Annotated in this window: 21 protein-coding genes and 1 riboswitch; of the genes, 18 read left to right on the top strand and 3 right to left on the bottom strand. The window is 67.9% G+C overall.

The window, feature by feature from the left end:
• The first annotated feature begins 351 nt into the window (after positions 1–351).
• From NBRGI_RS33115 to NBRGI_RS33055, 13 genes are read left to right on the top strand one after another with little or no spacing between them, the layout of a single operon-like run.
• Complete coding sequence (locus NBRGI_RS33115) at positions 352–678, top strand: TcmI family type II polyketide cyclase (RefSeq protein ID WP_029901116.1); 327 nt, start codon at positions 352–354, stop codon at positions 676–678.
• Positions 675–1,946, top strand: a complete 1,272-nt coding sequence (locus NBRGI_RS33110; protein ID WP_029901115.1) for a beta-ketoacyl-[acyl-carrier-protein] synthase family protein — start codon at positions 675–677, stop codon at positions 1,944–1,946. Before NBRGI_RS33115 ends, NBRGI_RS33110 begins: the two co-directional genes overlap by 4 nt.
• Entirely contained in the window at positions 1,943–3,142 is a 1,200-nt protein-coding gene (locus tag NBRGI_RS33105; RefSeq protein WP_029901114.1) for a ketosynthase chain-length factor, read from the top strand. The genes NBRGI_RS33110 and NBRGI_RS33105 overlap by 4 nt, the downstream gene beginning before the upstream one ends.
• A 12-nt stretch (positions 3,143–3,154) precedes the next feature.
• Positions 3,155–3,412, top strand: a complete 258-nt coding sequence (locus NBRGI_RS33100; RefSeq protein ID WP_029901113.1) for an acyl carrier protein — start codon at positions 3,155–3,157, stop codon at positions 3,410–3,412.
• Positions 3,413–3,424: 12 nt separating this feature from the next.
• Positions 3,425–4,210, top strand: a complete 786-nt coding sequence (gene fabG / locus NBRGI_RS33095) for a 3-oxoacyl-ACP reductase FabG (RefSeq protein ID WP_029901112.1) — start codon at positions 3,425–3,427, stop codon at positions 4,208–4,210.
• Positions 4,211–4,231: 21 nt separating this feature from the next.
• Positions 4,232–5,176: an aromatase/cyclase gene (locus NBRGI_RS33090; protein WP_029901111.1), complete on the top strand. Its 945-nt coding sequence runs from the start codon at positions 4,232–4,234 to the stop codon at positions 5,174–5,176.
• A 4-nt stretch (positions 5,177–5,180) separates the two neighbouring features.
• Positions 5,181–6,635, top strand: a complete 1,455-nt coding sequence (locus NBRGI_RS33085; protein ID WP_029901110.1) for an FAD-dependent monooxygenase — start codon at positions 5,181–5,183, stop codon at positions 6,633–6,635.
• A gap of 33 nt (positions 6,636–6,668) precedes the next feature.
• Positions 6,669–8,171, top strand: coding sequence for an FAD-dependent monooxygenase (locus NBRGI_RS33080; RefSeq protein ID WP_029901109.1), 1,503 nt, complete (start codon positions 6,669–6,671; stop codon positions 8,169–8,171).
• A complete protein-coding gene (locus tag NBRGI_RS33075; RefSeq protein WP_029901108.1) occupies positions 8,168–9,061 on the top strand; it encodes an alpha/beta hydrolase in 894 nt (297 codons plus the stop codon). Before NBRGI_RS33080 ends, NBRGI_RS33075 begins: the two co-directional genes overlap by 4 nt.
• A gap of 48 nt (positions 9,062–9,109) precedes the next feature.
• Positions 9,110–9,979 (top strand): glucose-1-phosphate thymidylyltransferase RfbA, encoded by an 870-nt coding sequence (gene rfbA / locus NBRGI_RS33070; RefSeq protein WP_029901107.1) that lies wholly within the window; start codon positions 9,110–9,112, stop codon positions 9,977–9,979.
• 58 nt (positions 9,980–10,037) lie between these two features.
• Positions 10,038–11,159 (top strand): DegT/DnrJ/EryC1/StrS family aminotransferase, encoded by a 1,122-nt coding sequence (locus NBRGI_RS33065; RefSeq protein WP_029901106.1) that lies wholly within the window; start codon positions 10,038–10,040, stop codon positions 11,157–11,159.
• Entirely contained in the window at positions 11,156–12,538 is a 1,383-nt protein-coding gene (locus NBRGI_RS33060; RefSeq protein WP_029901105.1) for an NDP-hexose 2,3-dehydratase family protein, read from the top strand. Before NBRGI_RS33065 ends, NBRGI_RS33060 begins: the two co-directional genes overlap by 4 nt.
• A complete protein-coding gene (locus tag NBRGI_RS33055) occupies positions 12,531–12,962 on the top strand; it encodes a nuclear transport factor 2 family protein (protein WP_029901104.1) in 432 nt (143 codons plus the stop codon). The genes NBRGI_RS33060 and NBRGI_RS33055 overlap by 8 nt, the downstream gene beginning before the upstream one ends.
• A gap of 5 nt (positions 12,963–12,967) precedes the next feature.
• Here the strand turns inward: NBRGI_RS33055 and NBRGI_RS33050 are convergent, their stop codons facing one another.
• Positions 12,968–13,699 carry a response regulator transcription factor gene (locus NBRGI_RS33050; protein ID WP_029901103.1) on the bottom strand — a complete coding sequence of 244 codons (732 nt, stop codon included), beginning with the start codon at positions 13,697–13,699 and terminating at the stop codon, positions 12,968–12,970.
• 676 nt (positions 13,700–14,375) lie between these two features.
• On the opposite strand from NBRGI_RS33050, the gene NBRGI_RS33045 reads away from it, so the two are divergent.
• Complete coding sequence (locus NBRGI_RS33045; protein WP_081593917.1) at positions 14,376–15,089, top strand: response regulator transcription factor; 714 nt, start codon at positions 14,376–14,378, stop codon at positions 15,087–15,089.
• A gap of 33 nt (positions 15,090–15,122) precedes the next feature.
• Here NBRGI_RS33045 and NBRGI_RS33040 read toward each other — a convergent pair whose 3' ends face one another.
• On the bottom strand, positions 15,123–15,806 hold the full coding sequence (locus NBRGI_RS33040; protein ID WP_029901102.1) for an NAD(P)-dependent oxidoreductase: 684 nt from the start codon (positions 15,804–15,806) through the stop codon (positions 15,123–15,125).
• Positions 15,807–15,832: 26 nt separating this feature from the next.
• Positions 15,833–16,477: a TetR-like C-terminal domain-containing protein gene (locus tag NBRGI_RS33035; RefSeq protein WP_051728218.1), complete on the bottom strand. Its 645-nt coding sequence runs from the start codon at positions 16,475–16,477 to the stop codon at positions 15,833–15,835.
• A gap of 110 nt (positions 16,478–16,587) precedes the next feature.
• Here NBRGI_RS33035 and NBRGI_RS33030 point away from each other — a divergent pair, with 110 nt between their 5' ends.
• The 4 genes from NBRGI_RS33030 (at position 16,588) to NBRGI_RS33015 (ending at position 24,178) form a co-directional block, all read left to right on the top strand.
• Positions 16,588–18,036: an FAD-binding oxidoreductase gene (locus NBRGI_RS33030; RefSeq protein ID WP_200882260.1), complete on the top strand. Its 1,449-nt coding sequence runs from the start codon at positions 16,588–16,590 to the stop codon at positions 18,034–18,036.
• 91 nt (positions 18,037–18,127) lie between these two features.
• Positions 18,128–19,099, top strand: coding sequence for a pyridoxamine 5'-phosphate oxidase family protein (locus NBRGI_RS33025; protein ID WP_051728222.1), 972 nt, complete (start codon positions 18,128–18,130; stop codon positions 19,097–19,099).
• A 120-nt stretch (positions 19,100–19,219) separates the two neighbouring features.
• Positions 19,220–22,240 carry an alpha-mannosidase gene (locus tag NBRGI_RS33020; protein ID WP_029901098.1) on the top strand — a complete coding sequence of 1,007 codons (3,021 nt, stop codon included), beginning with the start codon at positions 19,220–19,222 and terminating at the stop codon, positions 22,238–22,240.
• A gap of 149 nt (positions 22,241–22,389) precedes the next feature.
• Positions 22,390–22,572: riboswitch (cobalamin riboswitch) on the top strand.
• 19 nt (positions 22,573–22,591) lie between these two features.
• On the top strand, positions 22,592–24,178 hold the full coding sequence (locus NBRGI_RS33015; protein WP_029901097.1) for an ABC transporter substrate-binding protein: 1,587 nt from the start codon (positions 22,592–22,594) through the stop codon (positions 24,176–24,178).
• Positions 24,179–24,181 lie beyond the last annotated feature (3 nt).

The raw sequence follows: 24,181 nt of genomic DNA, 5'->3' as shown, positions 1-24,181 counted from the left end.
TAATTTCCAGTCTGCCGTTGAATAGGCAATACGGGGTTTTGCATATTTGTGTCAATTCTTGGTCAAGTTCGAATCGTTGCTCGACTGTCGGCGCCCGTGGCGAGTTGACAGTCCGCTGACACTCGGTGTTCTCGCAGCATTTCGGCGGTGTTCGGCGGAATCAAAAGTTTGACAATGTCCTGACCGATTCGAATCTTGTTTATTGTCGATTCCTTCAAGATCATGGGAACCGGGGTCGAAATCGCTACCCGCTGCGTGGAGTCAAGAATCCTCGCCAGTGCAGTCCGCTCGCCGATGTGGGCGATCTTCTGGGATTGCGAGCGTCGAATCTAGTAGAAGGAGACAACTCCGATGCACAGCACATTGATTGTGGCGCGGATGGATCCCGGATCGCACCCACAGGTCGCGGACCTGTTCGCCGAGTTCGACGGCACCGAGATGCCGCACCGCATGGGTACCCGCCGCAGGCAGCTGTTCTATTACCGCGGACTCTATTTCCACCTGCAGGACTTCGATTCCGCGGACGGCGGCGAACGGATCGAGCAGGCCAAGACCGATCCGCGCTTCATCGGCATCAGCGCCGATCTGAAACCGTACATCGAGGCCTACGACCCGCAGTGGCGTACGCCCTCGGACGCCATGGCCACCCGGTTCTACAGCTGGGCAGCCGAATCGTGAACGAGCGCAGAGTCGTCGTCACCGGCATGGAGGTGCTCGCGCCCGGCGGCGTCGGTCGCGACGCGTTCTGGGAGCTGTTGAGCGCCGGCCGTACCGCGACCCGCGGCATCACCTTCTTCGATCCGGCGCCCTTCCGGTCCAAGATCGCCGCCGAGGTCGACTTCGATCCCGAGGCAGGCGGTCTCAGTCCGCAGGAGGTCCGGCGGATGGATCGGGCGGCGCAGTTCGTCGCCGTCGCCGCGCGCAACGCGGTGGCCGACAGCGGAATAGACATCGAGGCCTACGACCCGTACCGGGTCGGCGTCACGATCGGCACCGCGGTCGGCGCGGCCACCAGCCTGGACTGGGAGTACCGCGTAGTCAGTGACGCCGGGCGGCTGCACCTGGTCGACCACGAGTACGCCGTGCCACATCTGTACAGCTGCCTGGTGCCGAGCTCGTTCGCCGCGGAGGTGGCCGAGCTGGTCGGGGCGCGCGGTGCGACCACGGTGATCTCGACCGGCTGCACGTCGGGCATCGACTCCGTCGGCTACGCGGTCGAGCTGATCCGCGAGGGCACCGCCGACGTGATGGTGGCGGGCGCCACCGACGCGCCCATCTCGCCGATCACCGTGGCCAGTTTCGACGCGATCAAGGCGACCTCGCCGCGCAACGACGAGCCGGGCACCGCGTCGCGCCCGTTCGACGGCACCCGCAACGGCTTCGTGCTGGGCGAGGGCGCCGCGGTGTTCGTGCTGGAAGAACTCGAGTCCGCCAAGCGGCGCGGTGCGCGCGTCTATGCCGAGATCGCGGGCTACGCGACCCGCAGCAACGCCTATCACATGACCGGCCTGCGGCCAGACGGCATCGAGATGGCCGAGGCCATCCGGGTGGCGCTGCACGAAGCCGAGATGAACCCGGACGAGATCGACTACATCAACGCACACGGTTCGGGTACCAAGCAGAACGATCGGCACGAGACCGCGGCTTTCAAGCGCAGCCTCGGACAGCGGGCCTACGAGATCCCGGTGAGCTCGATCAAGTCGATGGTCGGGCATTCGCTCGGCGCGATCGGCTCGATCGAGATCGCGGCGTCGATCCTGGCGATGACGCACAACACCGTCCCGCCGACGGCCAACCTGCACACTCCGGACCCGGAATGCGATCTGGACTACGTGCCCCTGACCGCGCGCGAGCACGTGACCGACGCGGTGCTGACCGTGGGCAGCGGCTTCGGCGGTTTCCAGAGCGCGATGGTGCTCGCCCGCGCCGAACGGAGCGCGGCATGACGACGGCGGTGGTCACCGGGTTCGGTGTGGCGGCACCGAACGGGCTCGGCGTGGAACAATATTGGGACGCCACGGTGGCCGGGAAGTCGGGCATCGCCCGGGTCTCCCGGTTCGATCCGAGTGGCTATCCGGCACAGCTGGCGGGCGAGGTGCCCGGCTTCGAGGCCGCTGATCACCTGCCGGGCAGGCTGCTCCCGCAGACCGACCGGATGACCCAGCTGGCCTTGGCCGCGACGGACTGGGCGTTCGCCGACGCCGGGCTGACGCCGAGCCGGCTGCCGGAATTCGACATCGGCGTGATCACCGCCAGCTCGGCCGGCGGTTTCGAATTCGGCCAGCGCGAATTGCAGAACCTGTGGCACCGGGGTAGCCAGTACGTCAGCGCGTACCAGTCCTTCGCCTGGTTCTACGCCGTGAACAGCGGCCAGATCGCGATTCGCAACGGCATGAAGGGCCCGGCCAGCGTGCTGGTCGCTGACCAAGCAGGTGGTCTGGACGCCGTCGCCGCCGCGCGGCGCGCGATTCGCAAGGGCACCAGCACCATTGTCACGGGGGCGATCGACTCGTCGCTGTGCCCCTGGGGCTGGATCGGGCAGCAGGCGAGCGGGCGATTGAGCACCAGCGACGACCCGGCGGACGCGTACCTGCCGTTCGACGCCCGCGCGAACGGGCACGTGCCCGGCGAGGGCGGCGCGATCCTGGTCGTCGAGTCCGACGGCCACGCGCGGGCTCGTGGCGCCCGGACCTACGGCGAGATCGCCGGTTACGCAGCCACATTCGACCCGAACGGGCCAGGGCTGCGCAAAGCGATCGAACTGGCGCTGGCCGATGCCGGGCGGGCACCGGCGGATGTCGACGTGGTCTTCGCCGACGCGGCGGGGCTGCCAGAGCTCGATCGCATGGAAGCGCAGGCCATTTCGGCGGTGTTCGGCGCCGGCGCGGTGCCGGTCACCGCGCCGAAGACGATGACCGGCCGGCTCTATTCGGGTGCCGGGCCGCTCGATCTCGTCGCCGCGCTGCTGGCCATGCGGCACAGCCTGATTCCGCCGACCGTGCATGTCGAGCCCGATCCGGAGGCGCAGCTGGATCTGGTGGTGGGCCAAGCCCGTCCGGCCACCGTGCGCACCGCGCTGGTCTTGGCCCGCGGCTACGGCGGATTCAACTCGGCGCTCGTGCTGACCAACGAAAACTCATGAAGGAGAAGGACAATGGCTGACCGATTCACACTCACCGACCTGGGCCGGATCATGCTCGAGGCTGCGGGCGACGAGGGCATCGACTTCGGCGAACCCGTGCTCGACGTGCTCTTCGACGATCTCGGTTACGACTCGCTCGCGCTGCTGGAAGCCAGCGGCCGGATCGAGCGCGAGTTCGAGATCTCACTGGACGAGGACACCCTGCTGTCGGCCACCACGCCGCGGGCCCTGATCGGCGCCGTCAACGCGCGTCTCGTGAACGCGGCCTGAGGGGGAACGCAGATGTCGAATGTCGAAGCGCCGGTAGCCCTGGTGACCGGGGCGACCAGCGGAATCGGACTGGCCGTCGCCCGCCTGCTCGGCGGCTCGGGACACCGGGTGTTCATCGGCGCGCGCACCGCGGAGAACGTGACCGCCACGGTGAAGCAGTTGCGTTCGGAGGACCTGACGGTGGACGGCGCCGCCGTGGACGTCCGCTCGGACACCGAGGTACAGCAGTTCGTCCAGGCCGCCGTCGACGCGTTCGGGTCGATCGACGTCCTGGTGAACAACGCCGGGCGCAGTGGCGGCGGCGTCACCGCCGATATCACCGCCGAGCTGTGGAACGACGTCATCGAGACCAACCTGACCAGTGTTTTCCGGCTGACCCGCGAGGTGCTCAACACCGGGGGCATGCGCACCAAGGACCGTGGCCGGATCATCAACATCGCCTCCACCGCGGGCAAGCAGGGCGTGGTGCTCGGTGCGCCGTACTCGGCGTCCAAGCACGGCGTCGTCGGGTTCACCAAGGCGCTCGGCAATGAGCTGGCCCCCACCGGCATCACGGTCAACGCCGTGTGCCCCGGTTACGTCGAGACGCCGATGGCGGCGCGGGTCCGGCAGGGCTACGCGAGCGCCTACGGCAAGAGCGAGGCGGAAATCCTGGAGAAGTTCCAGGCCAAGATCCCGCTCGGGCGCTACTCGACCCCGGAGGAGGTAGCCGGTCTGGTCGGCTACCTGGCCTCCGACACCGCCGCATCCATCACGGCGCAAGCGTTGAACGTCTGCGGCGGACTGGGCAATTTCTGAGCTCGAGGAACAGGTATTTCGATGACTACCAGCACTATGCGCGAGGTCGAGCACGAGATCGAGATCGCCGCACCCGCGGACACGGTGTACGCGCTGATCGCCGATGTCGGCAGTTGGCCGCGCATCTTCGGGCCGACGATCTACGTGGAGCAGCTCGAGCAATCCGAGGGCGCCGAACGGATCCGGATCTGGGCGACGGCCAACGGCACCGCCAAGAACTGGACCTCACGCCGCACGCTCGATCCGGACGCGCGGAAAATCACCTTCCAGCAAGAGATCTCGGCACCGCCGGTGGCCTTCATGAGCGGCGCCTGGCTGATCGAAGCCCGATCCGACGACACCGCACTGGTCCGGCTGCAGCACAGTTACCGTGCGGTGGACGACGATCCGGACGGTCTGGCCTGGATCGACCAGGCGGTCGACCGCAATTCGCGCAGCGAACTGCAGGGATTGCGGACCGAACTCGAATTCGCCTACGCGGCCGCCGATTCCACCTTCTCGTTCGAGGACTCGGTGCAGATCGCGGGTTCGGCCGCGCAGGCTTACGAATTCATCGACCAGGCGCAGCTGTGGACCGAGCGGCTGCCGCATGTCGCCGCCGCACGGCTGGAAGAGCCCTCGCCCGGCCTGCAGACACTCGAGATGGACACCAAGACGCGCGACGGGTCGGTGCACACCACCAAGTCCTATCGGGTCACCTACCCGCACCATTCGATCGTCTACAAGCAGGTGACCCTGCCCGCGCTGATGTCGCTGCACACCGGCCGGTGGACCTTCGCCGAGAATGCCGACGGCGTGCTGGCCACCTCGCAGCACACGGTCACGATCGACACCGACCGGATCGCCGACATCCTCGGCGCGGACAAGACGCTCGAAGATGCCAAGGATTTCGTGCGAAATGCGCTGAGCACCAACAGCATGACCACCCTGCAGCACGCGAAGACCTTCGCCGAGCGACGCGGCTGACCCGATGATCGAACAGACGCAGGTGGTCGTCGTCGGCGCGGGCCCGGTCGGGCTGATGCTGGCGGGTGAGTTGCGCCTCGGGGGCGTCGAGGTCGTCGTGCTGGAGTCGCGGGAGACGCCGTCGACGGAGTCCAGGGCCTCGACCTTGCACGCGCGAACGATGGAGATCTTCGACGCCCGGGGCCTGGTCGACGAACTCGGCCCCGTGCCGAACGAGCCGCGCGGCCACTTCGGCGGCATCCCACTGGATCTCACCCTGCCCAGCCGGTTCCCCGGTCAGTGGAAGGTACCGCAGACCACCACCGTGGCATTGCTGCACGAGTGGGCCGTAGCGCTCGGCGCCGAGGTCCGGCGTGGTTGGCGGGTATCGGCGGTGCACGACGACGGCGCCGGCGTCGAGGTCTGCGCGCAGACCGGCACCGGAATACGGCGGCTGCGTGCGGCATTCGTGGTCGGCTGCGACGGCGCGGACAGCACGGTGCGCGAGTGCGCGGGCGTGGAGTTCGCGGGCCGCTCGGCCGCCCGCGAACTGTTGCGCGCGGACGTGGCGGGCCTGGCGATCGAGGATCGCCGGTTCGAGCGGTACGAGCACGGATTCGCCACGGCGGCGAGAAATCCCGCCGGAATCACCAGGGTGATGGTGCACCGCTTCGGCGCCGACGGTGCCGGGCGATCGGGCGCTCCCTCGTTCGACGAGGTCGCGGCGGCGTGGCAGCAGGTCACCGGGGAAGCCATCGGGCACGGCAAGCCGTTGTGGGTGAACGCCTTCGACGACACCAGCAGGCAGGTGCGGGAATACCGCAGGGGCCGCGTGCTCTTCGCGGGTGATGCCGCGCATCAGCAGATGCCCAGCGGTGGCCAAGCGCTGAACCTCGGTCTGCAGGACGCGTTGAACCTGGGCTGGAAGCTGGCCGCCGCCTTGCATGGCGCGGCGGATCAGCTGCTCGACACCTATCACTCGGAACGCAGTGCGGTCGGTGCGCGGATCCTGTCGAACATCCGGGTCCAGACCGAATTGCTGCTCGGCGGACCGGAAGTCGAGTCGTTGCGGACCATGCTGCGCGAGTTGATCGCGGCGGAATCGGTGCGCGTGCACCTGGCCGGGATGATCAGCGGATTGGACGTGCGCTATCCGGCCGAGCCGGGGGAGCACCGCTGGCTCGGCGTCCGGCTGCCCGAACTGGCGCTGCGCGAGCCCGCCGGGACGAGCACCGAGGCGCTGCGCACCGGGCGCGGGCTGGTGCTCGGGTCCGGCCGCTCGCAGGTCGACGCGCTGGAAAAGGTGGTCGCGCCCTGGGCCCAGCGGGTCGGCGTGGCCGAGGTCGCGGACGGCGACGAGATCGGTACCGAGGCCGTGTTGGTACGGCCGGACGGCTACGTGAGCTGGGTGGGCTCCGCGGATGCCGACCTGGACGGCCGCTTGCGGCACTGGTTCGGCCCGCCCGGGTCCGTGGACTGACCGCGAGCCCGTGCGCAGACAAGGAGAGCAAACGTGGACACCGATGTGATTGTGGTCGGCGCCGGGCCGACCGGCCTGCTGCTCGCCGGCGAATTGCGGCTGGCTGGTGCCGAAGTCGTGGTGCTGGAACAACTGCCGGAACCGACGGGGCAGTCCCGCGGCCTCGGCTTCACCGCCCGCGCGATGGAGACCTTCGATCAGCGGGGCCTGCTCGCGGCCGTCGGCGGGCTGGAACAGAGTCCGATGGGTCACTTCGGCGGGCTGCTGTTCGACTACACGGTGCTCGAGGACTGTCATTTCGGCGCGCGAGGCGTGCCGCAATCACAGACCGAGGCGGCGCTGGAGCGGTGGGCCGGCGAACTGGGTGCGGACCTTCGGCGCGGCTGGACCGTGCGCGGGCTGCACGACGACGGCGCGGGTGTCTCGGTCACGGTTGACGTCGCCGGCGACGAAAAGACCTTGCGCGCCGGCTATCTGGTCGGCTGCGACGGCGGGCACAGCGTCGTGCGCAAGCTCGCGGGCTTCGAGTTTCCCGGCACCGCAGGCACTCTCGGTATGTATCTGGCCGACGTGGTCGGCTGCGACATCGCGCCGCGGCCGTTCGGTGAACGGCTCCCCGGCGGGATGATCATGGCCATGCCACTGGCGCCCGGTGTCGACCGCGTCGTGGTCTGTGAGCACGACACACCCGTGGTGCAGCGCGGAACCGAGATCGGCTTCGCCGAGCTGGCCGCGGCGTGGGAACGGATCACCGGGGACTCGATCGCCCACGGTCGCGCGGACTGGGCCAGCTCGTTCTCCGACGCCACCCGCCAGGCATCGGAATACCGCAGAGGCCGGGTGTTCCTGGCGGGCGACGCGGCGCATATCCATCTTCCCGCCGGTGGTCAGGGGCTGAGTACCGGCGTCCAGGACGCGGCCAACCTCGGGTGGAAACTCGGTGCCGTGGTGCGTGGTTCGGCCGGGCCGGAACTGCTCGATACCTATCACGCCGAACGCCATCCGGTCGGCGCCCGGCTGCTGGACAACACCCGGGTACAGGGGATGCTCTACATCACCGGCGCCGAGGCGGATCCACTGCGCGAGCTGTTCACGGAGTTGATCGCCTACGACGACACCAAGCGCTACCTCGCGGGCACGGTGAGCGGGCTCGACATCCGGTATTCGCCCGACCCCGCGGCACATCCGTTGCAGGGCAGGCGGATTCCACCCCGGCCACTGCGTACCGCGGCCGGCGCGACCACGACCACCGAACTGCTGCATCCGGCCCGCGGGGTGCTGCTGGACCTGGCCGCGGACGGTGCGCTGCAGGCCGCGGCCGATCCGTGGCGGGACCGGGTCACCGTCGTGGCGGGCGAACTACCGCAGCGGCGCGGCCTCGAGGACGTGACCGCCGTGCTGATCCGCCCCGACGGCTATGTGGCATGGGCGGCCGCCGAGCGGCGCGACCGTACGGCGTTGACCGCGGCCCTGCGCCGCTGGTTCGGTCCGGCGGACGCCGTGTCCCGCCGCGTAGCCGCCGAGGCGCAGCGGTGACCACGGCGGCGCTCGCGCATTCCACCGGCGTCCGTTCGGTACTGCTGGACGGTGCCGGAATCACGTTGTCCGCCTTGCTGAATCGACCCGATGAAGCACCGCGCGCGACGATCGTGGCGCTGCACGGGGCCGGGATGAACGCGAACTACTTCGACGGGCAGGCGACGGCCGAGGTGTCGCTGCTGACCCTCGGTGCCCGTCTCGGCTATTCGGTGCTGGCGGTGGACCGGCCGGGTTACGGGCGGTCCGCCGCGCCACTGCGCGATGGACAGACGCAGGCGGCGCAGGCGCGCACGCTGCGGCACGCGCTCGCCGGATTCGCGGCCGAGCACGACGTCGGCGCCGGCTTCTTCCTGCTGGCGCACTCCTTCGGCGGCATGGTCGCGCTGCGCCTCGCCACCGAGGCGTTCGGCTCGGCCCGGCTGCTCGGGGTGGACATCTCCGGCTGCGGCCATCGGTACGCGTCGCGCCTGTTCCAGCTCGCAGACGCGCGCAGGCGGGCGCTGCGCGGCTGGGGGCCGCCGCGGCTGTACCCGCCCGCGACTTTCCGGACCAGCTCGACCGTCGTCGCGCCGACGCCCGCGCTGGAGCTGGCCGAGGCGGCCCGCTGGCCGGCGGTGTTCGGGCGCGTGGCGGCCCGGGTCGCGGTGCCGGTCCGGTGCACCTTCGCCGAACACGAGGCGCTGTGGCGGCACGACCCGAATACGTTGCGGGATATGGCCGCTCGTTTCACCGGCGCGCCGAGTGTGGCGGTGGAGCGGCAATCCGGAGCGGGCCACAACATCAGCCTGGGCTGGGCCGCCCGCTCCTACCACTTGCGCGCGCTCGGCTTCCTCGAAGACTGCCTGCACCTTGCCGGTGCGCCGGAAACCGACCGCCCGATGCAGTGACATCCTCCGAACTATGAAGCCGCACAAGCGATCCTGAAGGAGATGGCCGTGAAGGGGATAATCCTCGCCGGTGGCAGCGGCACTCGGCTGCAACCGGTCACCCTGGCGGTGTCGAAGCAGCTGCTACCGGTCTACGACAAGCCGATGATCTACTACCCGCTCTCGGTGCTGATGCTCGCCGGCATCACCGATATCGAGATCATCGCCACCCCGGACGATCTGCCGCGCTTCCAGCAGCTGCTGGGCGACGGGTCGGCGCTCGGATTGTGCCTGACCTACGCCGAGCAGGACAAGCCGCGCGGGCTGGCGGACGCGTTCCTGGTCTCCGAGCGGCACATCGGCCACGAACCGGTGGCATTGGTGCTGGGGGACAACATCTTTCATGGTCCAGGCTTCGTCGAGGTGCTGCAACAGAGCAGCCACGACGTCGACGGCTGCGTGCTGTTCGGCTATCCGGTGCTCGACCCGCAACGCTACGGGGTCGCCGAGGTGGACGCCGACGGCCGCCTGCTCGACCTGGTGGAGAAGCCGGCCCGGCCGCGGTCGAATCTCGCGGTCACCGGTCTGTACTTCTATCACAACGATGTCGTCGCGATCGCGAAGGATCTGCAGCCCTCCGCGCGCGGCGAATTGGAGATCACCGACGTCAACCGGACCTTCCTGGCGCAGGACCGGGCCCGCCTGGTGCCACTCGGCCGCGGCTTCGTCTGGCTCGACGCGGGCACTCATGAGGCGTTGCTGGAGGCCGGTCAGTACGTCGAGATCATGGAGCGCCGCCAGGGCGTGCGGATCGCCTGCGTGGAGGAGATCGCGCTGCGCATGGGCTTCATCGACCAGGAGTCCTGCCACTGGCTCGGCAGGCAACTCGCGAAATCGCCTTACGGCCAATACGTCATGGACATCGCGGCCGCCGTGTGAGCGCGCCCGATCTCGCGATGTCCGTTCCGATCACCCGAACTATCAAGGGAGCAAACTCATGACCACCCGTGTATGGGACTACCTGCCCGAGTACGAGAAGGAGCGAGAGGACATCCTCGACGCGGTGCAGACCGTGTTCGGATCGGGCCAGCTGATCCTCGGCGAGAGCGTGCGCGGTTTCGAGCGGGAATTCGCGGCATACCATGGGCTCGCGCACTGCACCGGCGTCGACAACGGCACCAACGCCCTGAAACTCGGCCTGGAAGCCCTCGGTGTCGGACCCGGCGACGAGGTGATCACCGTGTCCAACACCGCGGCGCCGACCGTTGTCGCGATCGTCGGCGCCGGTGCGACACCGGTTTTCGTCGACGTGCGGGCCGAGGACTTCCTCATGGACACCGATCAGGTGGCGGCTGCGATCACGCCGCGCACGAAAGCGATTGTGCCCGTGCACCTTTACGGACAGTGCGTGGACATGGCGCCGCTGCGGCGGCTGGCCGCCGAACACGGGCTGCAGATCCTGGAGGACTGCGCCCAGGCGCACGGCGCCCGGCAGGGGGAGCAGCTGGCGGGCACCATGTCCGACGCCGCGGCGTTCTCCTTCTACCCGACCAAGGTGCTCGGCGCCTACGGCGACGGTGGTGCGGTGGTCACCCCCGATGCGAACATTCAGCGAAATCTGCAGCAGCTGCGCTACTACGGCATGGACAAGGTCTATTACGTGATGCGCACGCCGGGCCACAACTCCCGGCTCGACGAGGTGCAGGCCGAGATCCTGCGCCGCAAGCTCGGCCGGCTCGACGACTACATCGCGGGCCGCAACACCGTGGCGCGGCGGTACGAACAGGGGCTCGGTGATCTCGCCGGGTCGCACGGCTTGCTGCTGCCCGCCACGAACCCCGGCAATACCCACGTCTACTACGTCTACGTCGTGCGACACCCGAAGCGCGACGCGATCATCGAGGCGATGCGCGAGCACGACATCCTGCTCAACATCAGCTACCCATGGCCGGTGCACACCATGACCGGATTCGAGCATCTGGGTTGGCGCGCAGGGCAACTGCCGGTCACCGAGGGGCTCGCGCAGGAGATCTTCTCGCTGCCGATGTATCCGGCGTTGAACGAAGCCGAGCAGGACCGCGTCATCGAGGTGTTGCGCACCGTCGTGGCGGGGCTGTGAGCGTGCGCTCGGTCCGGACCCGCTCCGACGAGGACCTGTCGGAGCGGCTCGCGTTGTCGGCCGCGGCCACCGAGGCCGGCGCGTGGCTGCGTACGGCGGACTTTCCGGCGTGGCTGGCCGAACGGGCGGCCGCGAACCGATTCGAGGTGCGCCGCATACCGTTTCGCGAGATGGATGCCTGGTCCTTCGAGCCCGGCACCGGGAACATGCGGCATCGCACCGGGAAGTTCTTCAGCGTCGAGGGGCTCTCGGTGCAGGTGGACGAGGGGGCGGTGCGATCCTGGCAGCAGCCGATCATCCTGCAGCCCGAGGTGGGGATACTCGGCATCCTGGCCAAGGAATTCGACGGCGTGCTGCACTTTCTCATGCAGGCCAAGATGGAGCCGGGCAACCGGAATCTGCTCCAGCTCTCGCCGACGGTGCAGGCCACGCGCAGCAATTACACCGGTGTACACCGCGGAAGCAACGTCCGATACCTTTCCTACTTCACCGATCTCGGCGCCGGGCGGGTGCTCGCCGACGTGCTCCAGTCCGAGCACGGCGCCTGGTTCTATCGCAAATCGAACCGGAACATGCTGGTGGAGACTACCGATGAGGTCACGGTGCATCCGGACTTCTGCTGGCTGACCCTCGGCCAGATCGGCGCGCTGCTGCAGGCCGACAACGTGGTGAACATGGACTCGCGCACGGTGATCGCGACCTTCCCGATGAACGGAACCAGCGCTGTCGCACTGCGTTCGGATGCCGAGTTGCAATCGTGGTTCACCGTCGAGCGCGCCAGGCACGATGTGGAGATCGCGCTGATGCCGCTGGCCGACGTCGCCGGCTGGCATCGGGGCGAAACCCATATCGGCCGGGCCGACGACCGGTTCTTCCGGCTCATCGCGGTCGAGGTGGAGGCGGGTAGCCGGGAGGTCACCTCGTGGACCCAGCCGCTGTTCGAGCCGCACGGCCAAGGCATCGCGGCCTTCGTGTTCCGCCGGATCGACGGTCTGCCACATCTTCTGGTGCAGGCGAAGGTCGAGGCGGGTTTTCTCGACACGGTCGAGCTGGCGCCGACCGTGCAGTGCGTGCCCGCCAACTGGGACCAGCGGCCGCCGTTCCTGGACGTGGTCCGCGACGCGGGTCCGGACCAGATCCGTTACGACGTAGTGCATTCCGAGGAAGGGGGACGGTTTCTCAACGCGGAGAGCCGCTACATGTTCGTCGAGGCGGATCTGCCGCTGGAGGTGCCGCGCAACTACTGCTGGGCCACCCCCGCGCAGTTGAATTGGCTCGCGGGCCACGGTCATTACCTCAACGTGCAGGCCAGGACGCTGCTGTCCTGCCTCAACGCGGGGGCTGTCTCGCTGAATCAGGATTTCGCACACCATGGTTGATGTTCAACAGCGTCTGCACGCTTTTCTCGACAAGGCCGAGCTGGTCGAGCTCTTCGACCGCTACGTGCACCACCTCGACTTCGACCGGGACAACGACGCATGGCTCGGCGCGGTGTTCACCGACGACGCCGAGCTCGTCTTCCCGCAGGGCACGTTTCGCGGTATGGCCGAGCTGCGCGAGTTCCAGCGCATGGCGTACGAGAAGTTTCCACGGTCTCACCACCTCGGCGGCAACCACCGGGTGGTGTGCGACGGCGACACCGCCACGGTGACGGCACATCTCACCGCGGTGCACATCGGGCCGGCCGCGGGGCCGGCCGGGCACACCTCGTTCGGCGGCTTCGGCACGGCCGCCGCGGTGCGCACCGCGGCGGGGTGGCGGATGCGTCGCTTCAGTTTCACCTCGGCATGGAGCCTGCCATAGCCGGGCTACGCGTGCTGTGCGTCGTATCGGTGTCCGATGAAGCGGAAGCCGATACCGCGCACGGTGACGATCCACTCGCTCGTGCCCAGCTTCTTGCGGAGGCTGTTGATATGAGTGTCCACGGTCCGGCTCGACAGCGTGCCGTCCCAGATCTCCTCGGTGATCGTGCTGCGCTCGATGACCTTGCCCGGGTTGGAGGCGAGCAGGTACAGCAGGTCGAATTCCTTTCTCGTCGTCTTGACGAGATCACCGGCCAATTCGACACGTCGGGCGTCGGCGTCGACGGACAGCGGGCCGTGCCGGATAGAGGTCGCCGTGACCGGCGTGGGCGCCATACATTCATCGGGCACGAATCGGCGCAATACCGCTTGGATCCGCGCGATCAATTCTCGCGCTCCGTACGGTTTGGTGATGTAGTCGTCCGCGCCGGAACGCAATCCGAGCACGCGATCCAGGACCGAATCCCGGGCGGTCACGATGATGATCGGAACGGCGCTGGTATCCCGGATGGCACGGCATACCTCGATGCCGTCGAGATCGGACAGATCGACGTCGAGCAGCACCAGATCGGCATTGTGGTAACACTCCAGCGCGCTGCCCGCGGTATCGACCGCGGTCACCGTGTAACCGTGCCGAACGAGTCGCTCGGTAAGCGACCGCCGTTCTGCCTCATTGCTTTCCACCAATAGAATATGGTGGCTCGCCGACCGGTCGGCGTCGAAACTTTGTAGCTCCATGATCCCCCGATACATCACAGCTCGTACTGCAGATTGCGGTGGGTGAGCGCATTGCTCCGACGGACGCGCCGTCGGGCTCGGCTGCACAGTTCTTGTGGAATTACTTGTCGCGCGGGCCTTTCCTGTCCGGGTGGCACGCCGCGTGCTCCGTGGCCGGAATGTGATACGCGATAGCCGGGCCGCTCGACGCTGGGCAGCTGGGCTGGGGTACTCTAGAGAGAGGTCGAATTATGTTGTGGCAGTGTTGATTTGGCAGTGCCCTCCGTTCGCTCCATGATGCCCGGAGATCCTATCAGATGGGATGATCCGAGGTCTTCGTATTGTCATGTGACACAACGTATGTCGATATACGCGCAGGATTACCGCGCGTCGCGGATAGTAGATGACAAGCTATTGGCTCAGTTTTCGAACAATACGAACTAAACTTGTCGTGCCGCGTAACTCGTAGTGGTGCCCACACTTTCGTGGTCAGGCTCGGACCTAACCCCTGTGGTACTGTCGGCCTTGCCGTCGGACGGCGACCTCCGGTCCGACGGGCGTCCCAGCTGGGGCGCGGTTTTATCGGTCGCCGTGCTCCAATGCGGGAAAGTTTGGGGGGTATTTCGACGTGCAGTCCGGACAGCGGAAGTCGACACAGGGCCCGATTACTCACCAGGGTGAGCGAAGTACGGGCGCGATGACGAGGTGGTCTGTTGGGCAACGAATCCTGATTGTCGACGGCAACCCGGCATCGCGAGCGGAACTTGCCAAATATATGACCCGGCATGGCTACGAAGTTGCGGAGGCCGATTCCGGTCTGGCTGCGGTGGACGCGTGTACCGCTTACGACCTGGTTATCGTGAGTCTCGAACTGCCGGATATGGATGGTCTTTACGTATGCCGGAGTGTCGCCGAGTGCGGCGTACCGATAATCGTCACCGCGGAGCGGAAGTCGGAACTGGATTGCGTGCTCGCATTGCAGGCCGGGGCCGACGACTACATCGCCAAGCCCTATCACTTCCGTGAACTCGCGGCCCGGGTCGAGGCGCTGATGTGGCGCCGGTCGGCCCGGGTGCGCCGGGCCGAACCCGCGCTCGAGCACGGACCGCTGCGCATCGACGCGCTGGCCCGCGAGGTCACCGTGTTCGGCCGCCGGATCGCGCTCACCCGCAAGGAGTTCGACCTGCTGGTCCTGCTGGCGGAGAACAGCGGGCGGGTGGTGCCGCGGGCCGAGATCATGCGCGCGGTGTGGGGCCACAACTGGTCGCGCCGCACCGCCGATACGCACGTCAGCAGCCTGCGCGCCAAGCTCGGCGCCAGCGAGTGGATCATCTCCGTGCGCGGTGTCGGCTTCAAACTCGTCAGTGACGCCTACCCCGCAGCGCACCACCCGATGGTCGATACGGGCTGACGGCGCACTGCCTCGCCGGGTCATCGGGGGCGGTTACTTCTGCCCGCGCTTGAAGCTGTCGGTCAGTCGTGGCACGCCCTCGGTGGTGACCACGTCGACCGACGCTTTGACGTTCCGGTTCTCCATCACCTCGCGCAACAGCGCGTCCGCCAGGTCGGCGCGTGCGGTGTAGCGGCCGGGGATGCCCGACGGGCCGATCGTGTAGTCGGTGACCCGGTCGGCGTCGAACAGGCCCGAGGCGCGCACGATCGTCCAGTCCAGGCCGCTGTTCTTGACGATGTCCTCCATGCGGCCCATGTCGAAGTACGCGGTGCGGCCCAGGGTGAGCAGGATGGGCAGCAGGACCGTGCGGAAGAGGAACGTCTCGCCCGGCGCGGCCTTACCCGCGACGCAGACGGAGCTGACGCACACCAGACGGCGGACGCCATGAGTCCGCATGGCGGGCAGGATATTTCCCAGACCTTCGGAGAATATCGATACGGGCTTCATCGTGTATTTACCGCCGAGAATGGATATCACCGCATCCTGGCCGGCCACCGCGTTCTTCACCGATTCGGCGTCGAGCGCGTCCACCTGGACTACTCGCAAATTCGGTGCGGTGAGCGGGAATTCGCCGGGTCGGCGGACCGCCGCGGTCACTTCATAACCCTTGTCTATCGCCTGCTGGATGACCTGTAGTCCGGTCGGCCCGCTGGCACCGAATACAACAAACCTCATCTTGCTTCTCCCACCAGCTGATACAGCTAATTGTCAGTTTTCTCGGTCGCGCCGAGCGGGCGCGCGCCCGCATATCCTGTGAGCAACGGGATGACCAGGGAATCGATCACCCGCTCGAAATATGCGCCCTCCATTGGTTCTTCCTTGTCGAGCAGGCGATAGAAGATCATCGCGGGCACGACGTCGGCGATGAGTTCGGTATCGGCTCCCGGCGCGATCTCGCCGCGTTCACACGCCCGATTCACGATGGCGGCATAGGCCGCCCGGCGCGGTTGCGAGATGACGCGTTCGACGGTTTCGCGCAATTGCTGATCGCGTTTGATCGCCGATGCGATCGCGGACAGGATCGAATCCCGTTGACTGCTCGGGTCGAGATACATGGCGCCCACGGCGATCAGATCCGAACGCAGGCTGCCGGTGTCGGGCAGCGGCTCGTCCCAGCTCAGCGCCTGGATCGCGTCGCGGACCAGCTCCGACTTGTCCTTCCAGCGTCGATACACGGTGGCCCGGCCCGCGCCGGCCCGGGCCGCGACGGCGTCCATGGTCAGCCGGTCGTAGCCGACCTCGGGCAGGATTTCGCTGACGGCGGCCAGCAGCGCGCGATCGCGATCCGGATCCCGGGGCCTGCCACCGGGTTTCGCCTTGGGTTCGCCGCTCTGTTGTGTCGACACACCGACAGCGTAGCGGTGCGGGAGTTACGAAACAAGCGTGTTCTGTATCGCATCTCCAATTATGAAACGAGTGCGTATCGTTTCGTAATGAACCTCGTGGAAGGAATAGAATGAGTGCAGGTCAGGACGGTAAGGGCGGGTCGTTCGAGCTGAGCCGCCGCCGCTTGCTGGTGGTCGGCAGCGGGCTCGCGGTGGCGGCGTGCACGACCGACGGGTCCGGTACGGAGGCTGCCCCCGGTGATGATTCGAAGTTGCGATCCGCCGTGCGCGGGCGGGTGCTGCTGCCCGGCGACGAGGGGTTCGACCTCGCTCGTAAGCCGTGGAATCTGACGGTCGACCAGTCGGTGCGCGCCGTCGTCGAACTCGCCGACGTCGAGGATGCCACTGCGCTGGTGCGGTATGCCAAAGATGCCGGCAGCACTGTGGCAGTCCAGCCGAACGGACACAATCCCTCGCCGGCGGTGAACGGAACGATTCTGGTACGTACCAAGCGGCTGAACGAGATCCGCGTCGATCCGGTCGCGCGCACCGCCCGGGTGGGCGCCGGCGTCTCCTGGGGACAGGTGCAGGAGATCGCGAGCTCACACGGATTGACCGGGGTGGCGGGCAGCGCGCCGGGCGTCGGCATCACGGGGTACACCCTCGGCGGCGGATTGAGCTGGTTCGCACGCAAATTCGGCTGGGCCGCCGACAGCGTCACCGCGTTCGAGATCATCGACGCCGACGGACGCACCCGGCGGGTGACGGCCGCGACGGAGCCGGATCTGTTCTGGGCACTGCGCGGTGGTGGCGGCGACTACGCGCTGGTCACCACGATCGAGTTCGGATTGCACCCGGCCCCCGCCCTGTACGGCGGCAAGGTGCTGTGGTCCGCCGACCGGGCGCCGCAGGTGATGGCCGCCTTCCGCGAGGTGACCGCGACGGCTCCGGACGAGCTGACGCTCTGGTGGAGCCTGCTCCAATTCGACGGCGCCCCACCGATGGTCGGCCTCGACGTCACCTATCTCGGCGACGAGGCGGCCGCGCAGGCGCTGCTGCGTCCGTTCGACGGTATCGACGGCAAGATGCGCGATACCCGCAGGGTGCTGCCGGTCGCCGAATTGGGCACCATCACCGGTGAACCCGCCGAGCCCAGTCCGATCCGCTCGCAGATCGAACTGCTGAACGGGCTCACCGACGCGGACGTCGCGGGCCTGCTGGGTAAGCCGATGGCGCCGGTCGCCGCGGTGCAGGTACGCCATCTCGGCGGCCGCCTCGCGCGCGCGTCCGACACTCCGGCCGGCACCGTCACCGCCCCGTACTACATCGGCCTGATCGCACCCGAGGTCACGCCGGATATGGCCGCCGCCAACGAGACTCGGATGGCGGACTACCTCACGGCCCTGGATTCGTCCCGCAGCCGCCGGACGCCGCTGACCCTGCTGGGTCCCGGCCAGACCGCCGCGGACGCCTTCACGCCCGACACGCTGGCCCGGCTGCGCGATATCAAGCGCGGCACGGACCCGCACGGTGTGTTCCGCAGCAACTTCCCGGTCCTCGACCCGAAGTCCGGCCGCTGAACAACCCACCGTAGGTGGCCGCAGCCGCGGCCGCGGCCACGCCGGTTCTCGATGTCAGTTCGAAATGCCGTTCCACAAGGGGGATTACGTCATGTCGCATGCTCTCGACATCAATGGTCGCGCTCGAGCCGGGTCGGTGACCTGGCCGGACGAGATCGATGACATCCTCGCCGGCGATCTCACCGCCGGCCTCGTCTATTCCACCCCGGCCGCGGGCGCGGTGGTCACCGCGGTCTCGCCCATTGGTTTGCGTGATCGAGCAACGGGGACAATCGGTTTCACCACCTCGCTCGGCATGGGCCGTAAATTGGATCGGATCGAGCGCGAGCCCAAAGTCGCCCTGGCCTTTCACAGTCGCGCACACGGTCTCGGCGATCCGGCCAATCGGCGCTACGTGCTCGTGCAAGGCACGGCCCGTTTCGATCCCGAACCCGACCGGGCGGTGCTCGACGAGATCGGCGCCAAGTCCGCGCCGTTCATGGGCGAGCGGCGCCGCGGCGCCTTCTGGGACCGCTGGCTGCGCGCCTACTACGACGATCGCGTGCTCGTCGAGGTCACGGTGACCCGGATCGTGTGCTGGCCCGACCTGCACGCCGCCGAACGGCCGGTGGTCTACGGCGCGCCGCTGCCGGTCGAGCAGGTGCCGCCGCAGATCCGTCCGGCGAAGGGCATCGTGCCCCGGGTGGACGTGCTGAAATCGGCGAATCAGATTGCGCGGCTGCCGTATCGGCTACTCGGCTACCGGGATGCCGACGGCTATCCGATGGTGCTGCCGGTCGAGGTGACCGGTAGCGGCGAAGCCGGTATCGAGCTGTTCGCGCCGGGCGGTCTGCCACCCGGCGGTCGCCGGGCGGGCTTGCTCGCCCATTCGTACAACCCCAAGCTCATCGGCGTCGAGATCGGTCAGTACACCGGCTGGCTGGAGGCCGACGACACCGCGGCCAGGTACGCGCCGCACACCCGCTCGGTCATCAAAGCGCCGGCGAGCGGCACGATCATGATGCTGGTGTTCGGATTCCTGGCCCGGCGCAGGTTGAAGGCGCGCAGACGACGACAGGCGTAGCGGTCCGGCCCGCCCGTGCCGCCGAACCGCCGTTTCCCGGGAATTCCGGGCGGGCACAGCACCATCACGGAGAATGGGGCAGATCGATGATCAGCGCCTGATCCGATGGGAGCCACCGCCATGCACGACGACCGTCGATTGATCGAAGATCGCCTCGGGCGAGTGCTCGGCGAACGGATCACACCCGCGATCTACGGCGCATCGGTGCCGATGCAGGTGTCCATCTGGGTCGCACCGGACGAGCCGGTACCGGTGGCCGAGGGGCTGGCCGCGCCGCGGACGCCCACCGCGCCGGGCGCGCCCTGGGGTGCGCCGTGGGGCACCAGCTGGCTCACGGTCGAGGGCACCGTGCCTGCGGCGTGGGCGGGTAAGACCGTCGAGGCGATCATCGATCTCGGCTTCGACCGGAACATGCCCGGCTTCCAGTGCGAGGGCCTGGTGTACCGGCCGGACGGGTCGCCGGTGAAGGGGCTGCACCCGCGCAACCAGTGGGTGCGGGTGGGTTCTCCCGCGGTGGGCGGCGAGCATGTGCTGCTGCATGTCGAAGCGGCGTCGAACCCGATCATCCCGTTCTTCGCGCCGACGCCGCTGGGCGAGAAGTCGACCGCGGGCACCGACCCGCAATATCGGCTCGGCCGAATGGATCTCGCGGTCTTCCACGACGACGTCTGGCACCTGGTGCAGGACCTCGAGGTGCTCGGTGAACTGATGCACGAGATGCCCGAGGATCCTGCCCGCCGCTACGACATCGTGCGCGCGATCGAGCGCGCGCTGGACGCCATCGATCTGCAGGACGTGCCCGGCACCGCCGCCGCGGCGCGCGCCTGCCTGGCCGAGGCGCTGGCCAAGCCCGCGATACCGTCGGCGCATCGGATCTCGGCGGTGGGGCACGCCCATATCGATTCGGCCTGGCTGTGGCCGCTGCGCGAGACCGTCCGCAAGGTGGCTCGTACGACCGCGAACATGACGGCCCTGCTGGCCGACGACCCCGAGTTCGTCTACACGATGTCGCAGGCGGCGCAGTACGACTTCGTCAAACAGCACCGCCCCGAGGTGTATGCGAAGGTCAAAGCGGCCGTGGCCGAAGGGCGGTTCGTGCCCGCGGGCGGAATGTGGGTCGAGGCGGATACCAATATGCCGGGCTCCGAGGCGATGGCGCGTCAGTTCGTGCACGGAAAACGGTTCTTCCTGGCGGAGTTCGGGATCGAGAACGAAGAGGCTTGGTTGCCGGACACCTTCGGTTTCGCAGCCGGGCTGCCGCAGATCATCAAGGCGGCCGGATCGAAATGGTTGCTGACACAGAAGATTTCCTGGAGTCAGATCAACAAGTTCCCGCATCACACCTTCCTGTGGGAGGGCATCGACGGCACCCGCATCTTCACCCACTTCCCGCCGGTCGACACCTACAACTGCTCCATGGCTGGGCGTGAGATCGCGCATGCCGCAAGGAACTTCAAGGACAAGGGACGGGCCTCGATGTCGCTCGCGCCGACCGGCTGGGGCGATGGCGGCGGCGGGACGACGCGCGAGATGATCGCCAAGGCGGCCCGGATGAAAGACCTGGAAGGTTCGCCGAAGGTGTTGTGGGACAAGCCCGCCGACTTCTTCGCGCGGGCCGAGGCGGAGTACCGGAATCCGCCGGTATGGGTGGGGGAGCTGTACCTCGAGCTGCACCGTGCCACCCTCACGAGTCAGGCGAAGACCAAGCAGGGCAACCGGCGCAACGAACACCTGCTGCGCGAGGCCGAGCTGTGGGCCGCGACGGCCACGGTGCGCAAGCGCGCCGAGTACCCGTACGACGCCCTGGACCGGCTCTGGAAGACGGTGCTGCTGCACCAGTTCCACGACATCCTGCCCGGTTCGTCGATCGCCTGGGTGCATCGGGAGGCCGAGCGCACGCACGCGGCGGTGACCGCGGAGCTGACCGCGCTCATCGATCAGGCGCATCGGCAGCTCGGCGGCGATCAGGCGGGACCGAATGTCTTCAACCCCGCCCCGCACGCCTGGCGCGCGGTGCCCGCCGGCGGCGCCGGACCGCAGCAGTCGGCGACGCCGTGCACGGTGGCCGAGCGGGCCGGCGGCGGGTTCGTGCTCGACAACGCCCTGCTGCGGGTGGAAATCGACGCGCGCGGTCTCGTGGTGTCGGTGTTCGACCTCGTTCAGCAGCGCGAGACGCTGCCGCCGCAGAGCCCCGCGAACCTGCTGCAGCTGCATCCGGATCTGCCCAACTCATGGGACGCCTGGGACGTCGATCTGTTCTACCGTAACCGGGTCACCGATCTCACCGACGCGGACTTCGTTGTAGCGGAGACTGATTCGCCGACCGACGCGGTGGTGCGGGTAGGCCGCTCGTTCGGTTCGTCCAAGATCGAGCAGGCTCTCACGCTGCGGGCGGGCGCGCGCAGTCTCGATATCGATACCCGCGTCGACTGGTACGAGACCGAGAAATTCCTCAAACTGGCCTTCCCCCTGGACATTCACGCCGACCGCTACGCGTCCGAGACCCAGTTCGGGCATCTCTACCGGCCGACGCACACGAATACCAGTTGGGAATACGCGAAATTCGAAGCGTGCAATCACCGTTTCGTGCACTTCGCCGAACCCGGTTGGGGTGTTGGGCTGGTCAATGACTCCACCTACGGTCACGACGTCACCCGGACTGTCCGACCCGACGGCGGGACGACGACAACGGTGCGGGCTTCGCTGTTGCGCGCGCCGCGGTTCCCCGACCCGGAGACCGATCACGGCACCCACGACTTCCGGCACGCCCTCTTGCCGGGCGCCTCGATCGGGGACGCGGTCGCCGCGGGCTATCGCATCAACCTCGCCCGCCCGACCGCAGGCGTCGCCGAGCCGGTCGCGCCCCTGTTCACCGTCGACAACGACGCGGTGGTGACCAGCGCGGTCAAACTCGCCGACGACGGCAGCGGCGATGTCGTGCTTCGCCTCTACGAGGCGCACGGCGGTCGTGCCACCGCCCTGGTCGCCCCGGGTTTCGCCAGCACGGGCCAGCAGGTGTGCGATCTGCTGGAACGACCGTTGCCCGGCGAAGCCCCGGTGCTGGCGGAGGCCGGCGGAGTGCGCGTGCGGCTGCGGCCTTTCCAGCTCGTCACGCTTCGTTTCACGCGTCCCTCGGCGTAGGGCTCCGGAGTGACCCCGCGCCGGGGTGTAGCGGCGCGGGGCCATCGTGGCTGCCGGTACACGCTCCGGCATCGCCTACGGTATCCCCAAATTATTTATCAGGGAAGCCGAACTCTCGGAGTGGCGGCGAATACCGAGGTGAAGGTGGGGTTTGGGGGCCGGGGCCTTGTAACGTTCTGATCGGCGTAGGGAACACCGGTGCGAATCCGGGGCTGTCCCGCAACTGTCACCGAGGAGCAAACCGCCAGTTCATGGCCACGACCTGCCCAGGTTGGAAGGCCGGCGGTGCGCGTCGAATCGGGAGCCAGGATACCTGCGCCGCGGTAAGGGACGAACACCACGAGGATGGCGATGCACAACTCCACATCGACCGCGCCCGCTTTCGGGCGGCGGCGGTTACTGCTCGGCGCGACCGCACTGGCCGCGTTCGGCGGCGCATGGGCGCTGACCGGCTGCGGTGCCGACGCGCACCCCGGCAACACACCCGATGGTCCGCCCCGGCCCGGCGGGCGGTTGCGTACGGCGATCGCGGGCCGCTCGGCGACCGCCGATGTGCTCGACCCCCACCAGGCGGGCAGTTCGGCGGGCGGCGCGGTCGCCAAGAACGTGTGGGACAAGCTGGTCGCCTACAACAACGACCTCACCCTGCGGTACCGCTTGGCGGAATCGTTGCAGCCCAACGCCGACGGCAGCGAGTGGCGGATCACCCTGCGTCCCGGCGTGCTCTTCAGCGACGGCACACCCCTCACCTCCCGGGACGTGCTGTGGAGCTTCACGCGCATGCTGGACCCGGCGCGCAAGTCCTCCGGTGACCTCGCCATGGTCGACATGGCCCGGACACGCGCCGACGGCGATCTCGGGGTGGTGGTAGCAATGAAAACGCCGCTCGCGGACTTCGGTTCGGTGCTCGCGGGCTGGTACTGCTACATCGTCAAGGACGGTACAACCACCTTCGACGAGCGCACCCTGCCGGTGGGCACCGGACCCTTCGCGCTGGTGCGGTGGTCGCCCGGTGACCGAACGCTGTTGCGCCGCAACGAACGACACTGGGACGGGCCGGCCCTGCTGGACGAGGTGGAGATCATCCAGATCGCCGAGACCGAAGCCCGGGTGAACGCCTTCCTCTCCGATCAGGCCGATGTGGTGCACGAGGTGTCGTATCTGCAGGCCAGCAATCTGTCCAGCGATCCGGACGTCTCGGTGATCGTGCCGCCCGCCGGGTTGATGGGCGCCTTCCAGATGCGGGTGGATATCCCGCCGTTCGACGACGTGCGCGTGCGGCAGGCGATGCGGCTGGCGGTGGACCGGCAGGCGATGGTCGACTCGGTGTACTACGGCTACGGCGAGGTCGGCAACGACGTGTACGGCAAAGGCGCGCCCGGCTACGCCGATTCGCTGCCGCAACGCACCTACGATCCGCAGCGGGCCCGTGAGCTGCTGCGCGCGGCCGGGAAGGAAAACCTCACGGTCGCGCTGCAAACCGCCGACGGCATGCCGGGCATGCTCGAATCCGCGACCCTCTACGCCGAGCAAGCGAAGGCCGCGGGGATCACCATCCGGCTCGAATCCGTGCCGGCCGATACCTACTTCTCCCAGGTCAGCGGAAAGTTCCCGCTGACCCACATCGGTTGGTGGAACTACAGTCTCGACTACTTCTACGGCCAGACCATGACCAGCACGTCGCCGAGCAACGGCACCGGCTGGCAGCGCCCGGAGTGGGACGCGAAGTTCGCGGCGGCGCGCGCGGCGATGGACCCGCAGCGGCGCCGTCAGCTCTACCTCGAACTGCAGCAAACGCTTTGGGAGGAGGGCGGCTACATCCTGCACAGCTTCGCGAAGCGACCGGATGCGGCCAGGCCGTTCGTGCGCGGGGTGCGCAACGGGGTCCCCGGCACGGACGACTGGGCGAACTACGCCACGACCTGGCTGGCCCGCTGACGG

Origin of the sequence: Nocardia brasiliensis IFM 10847, assembly GCF_000710915.1 — a bacterium.
Taxonomy (GTDB): domain Bacteria; phylum Actinomycetota; class Actinomycetes; order Mycobacteriales; family Mycobacteriaceae; genus Nocardia; species Nocardia brasiliensis_A.
Note: the sequence above shows the minus strand (reverse complement) of the source record. Positions and strands in the feature narration are given on the sequence as shown.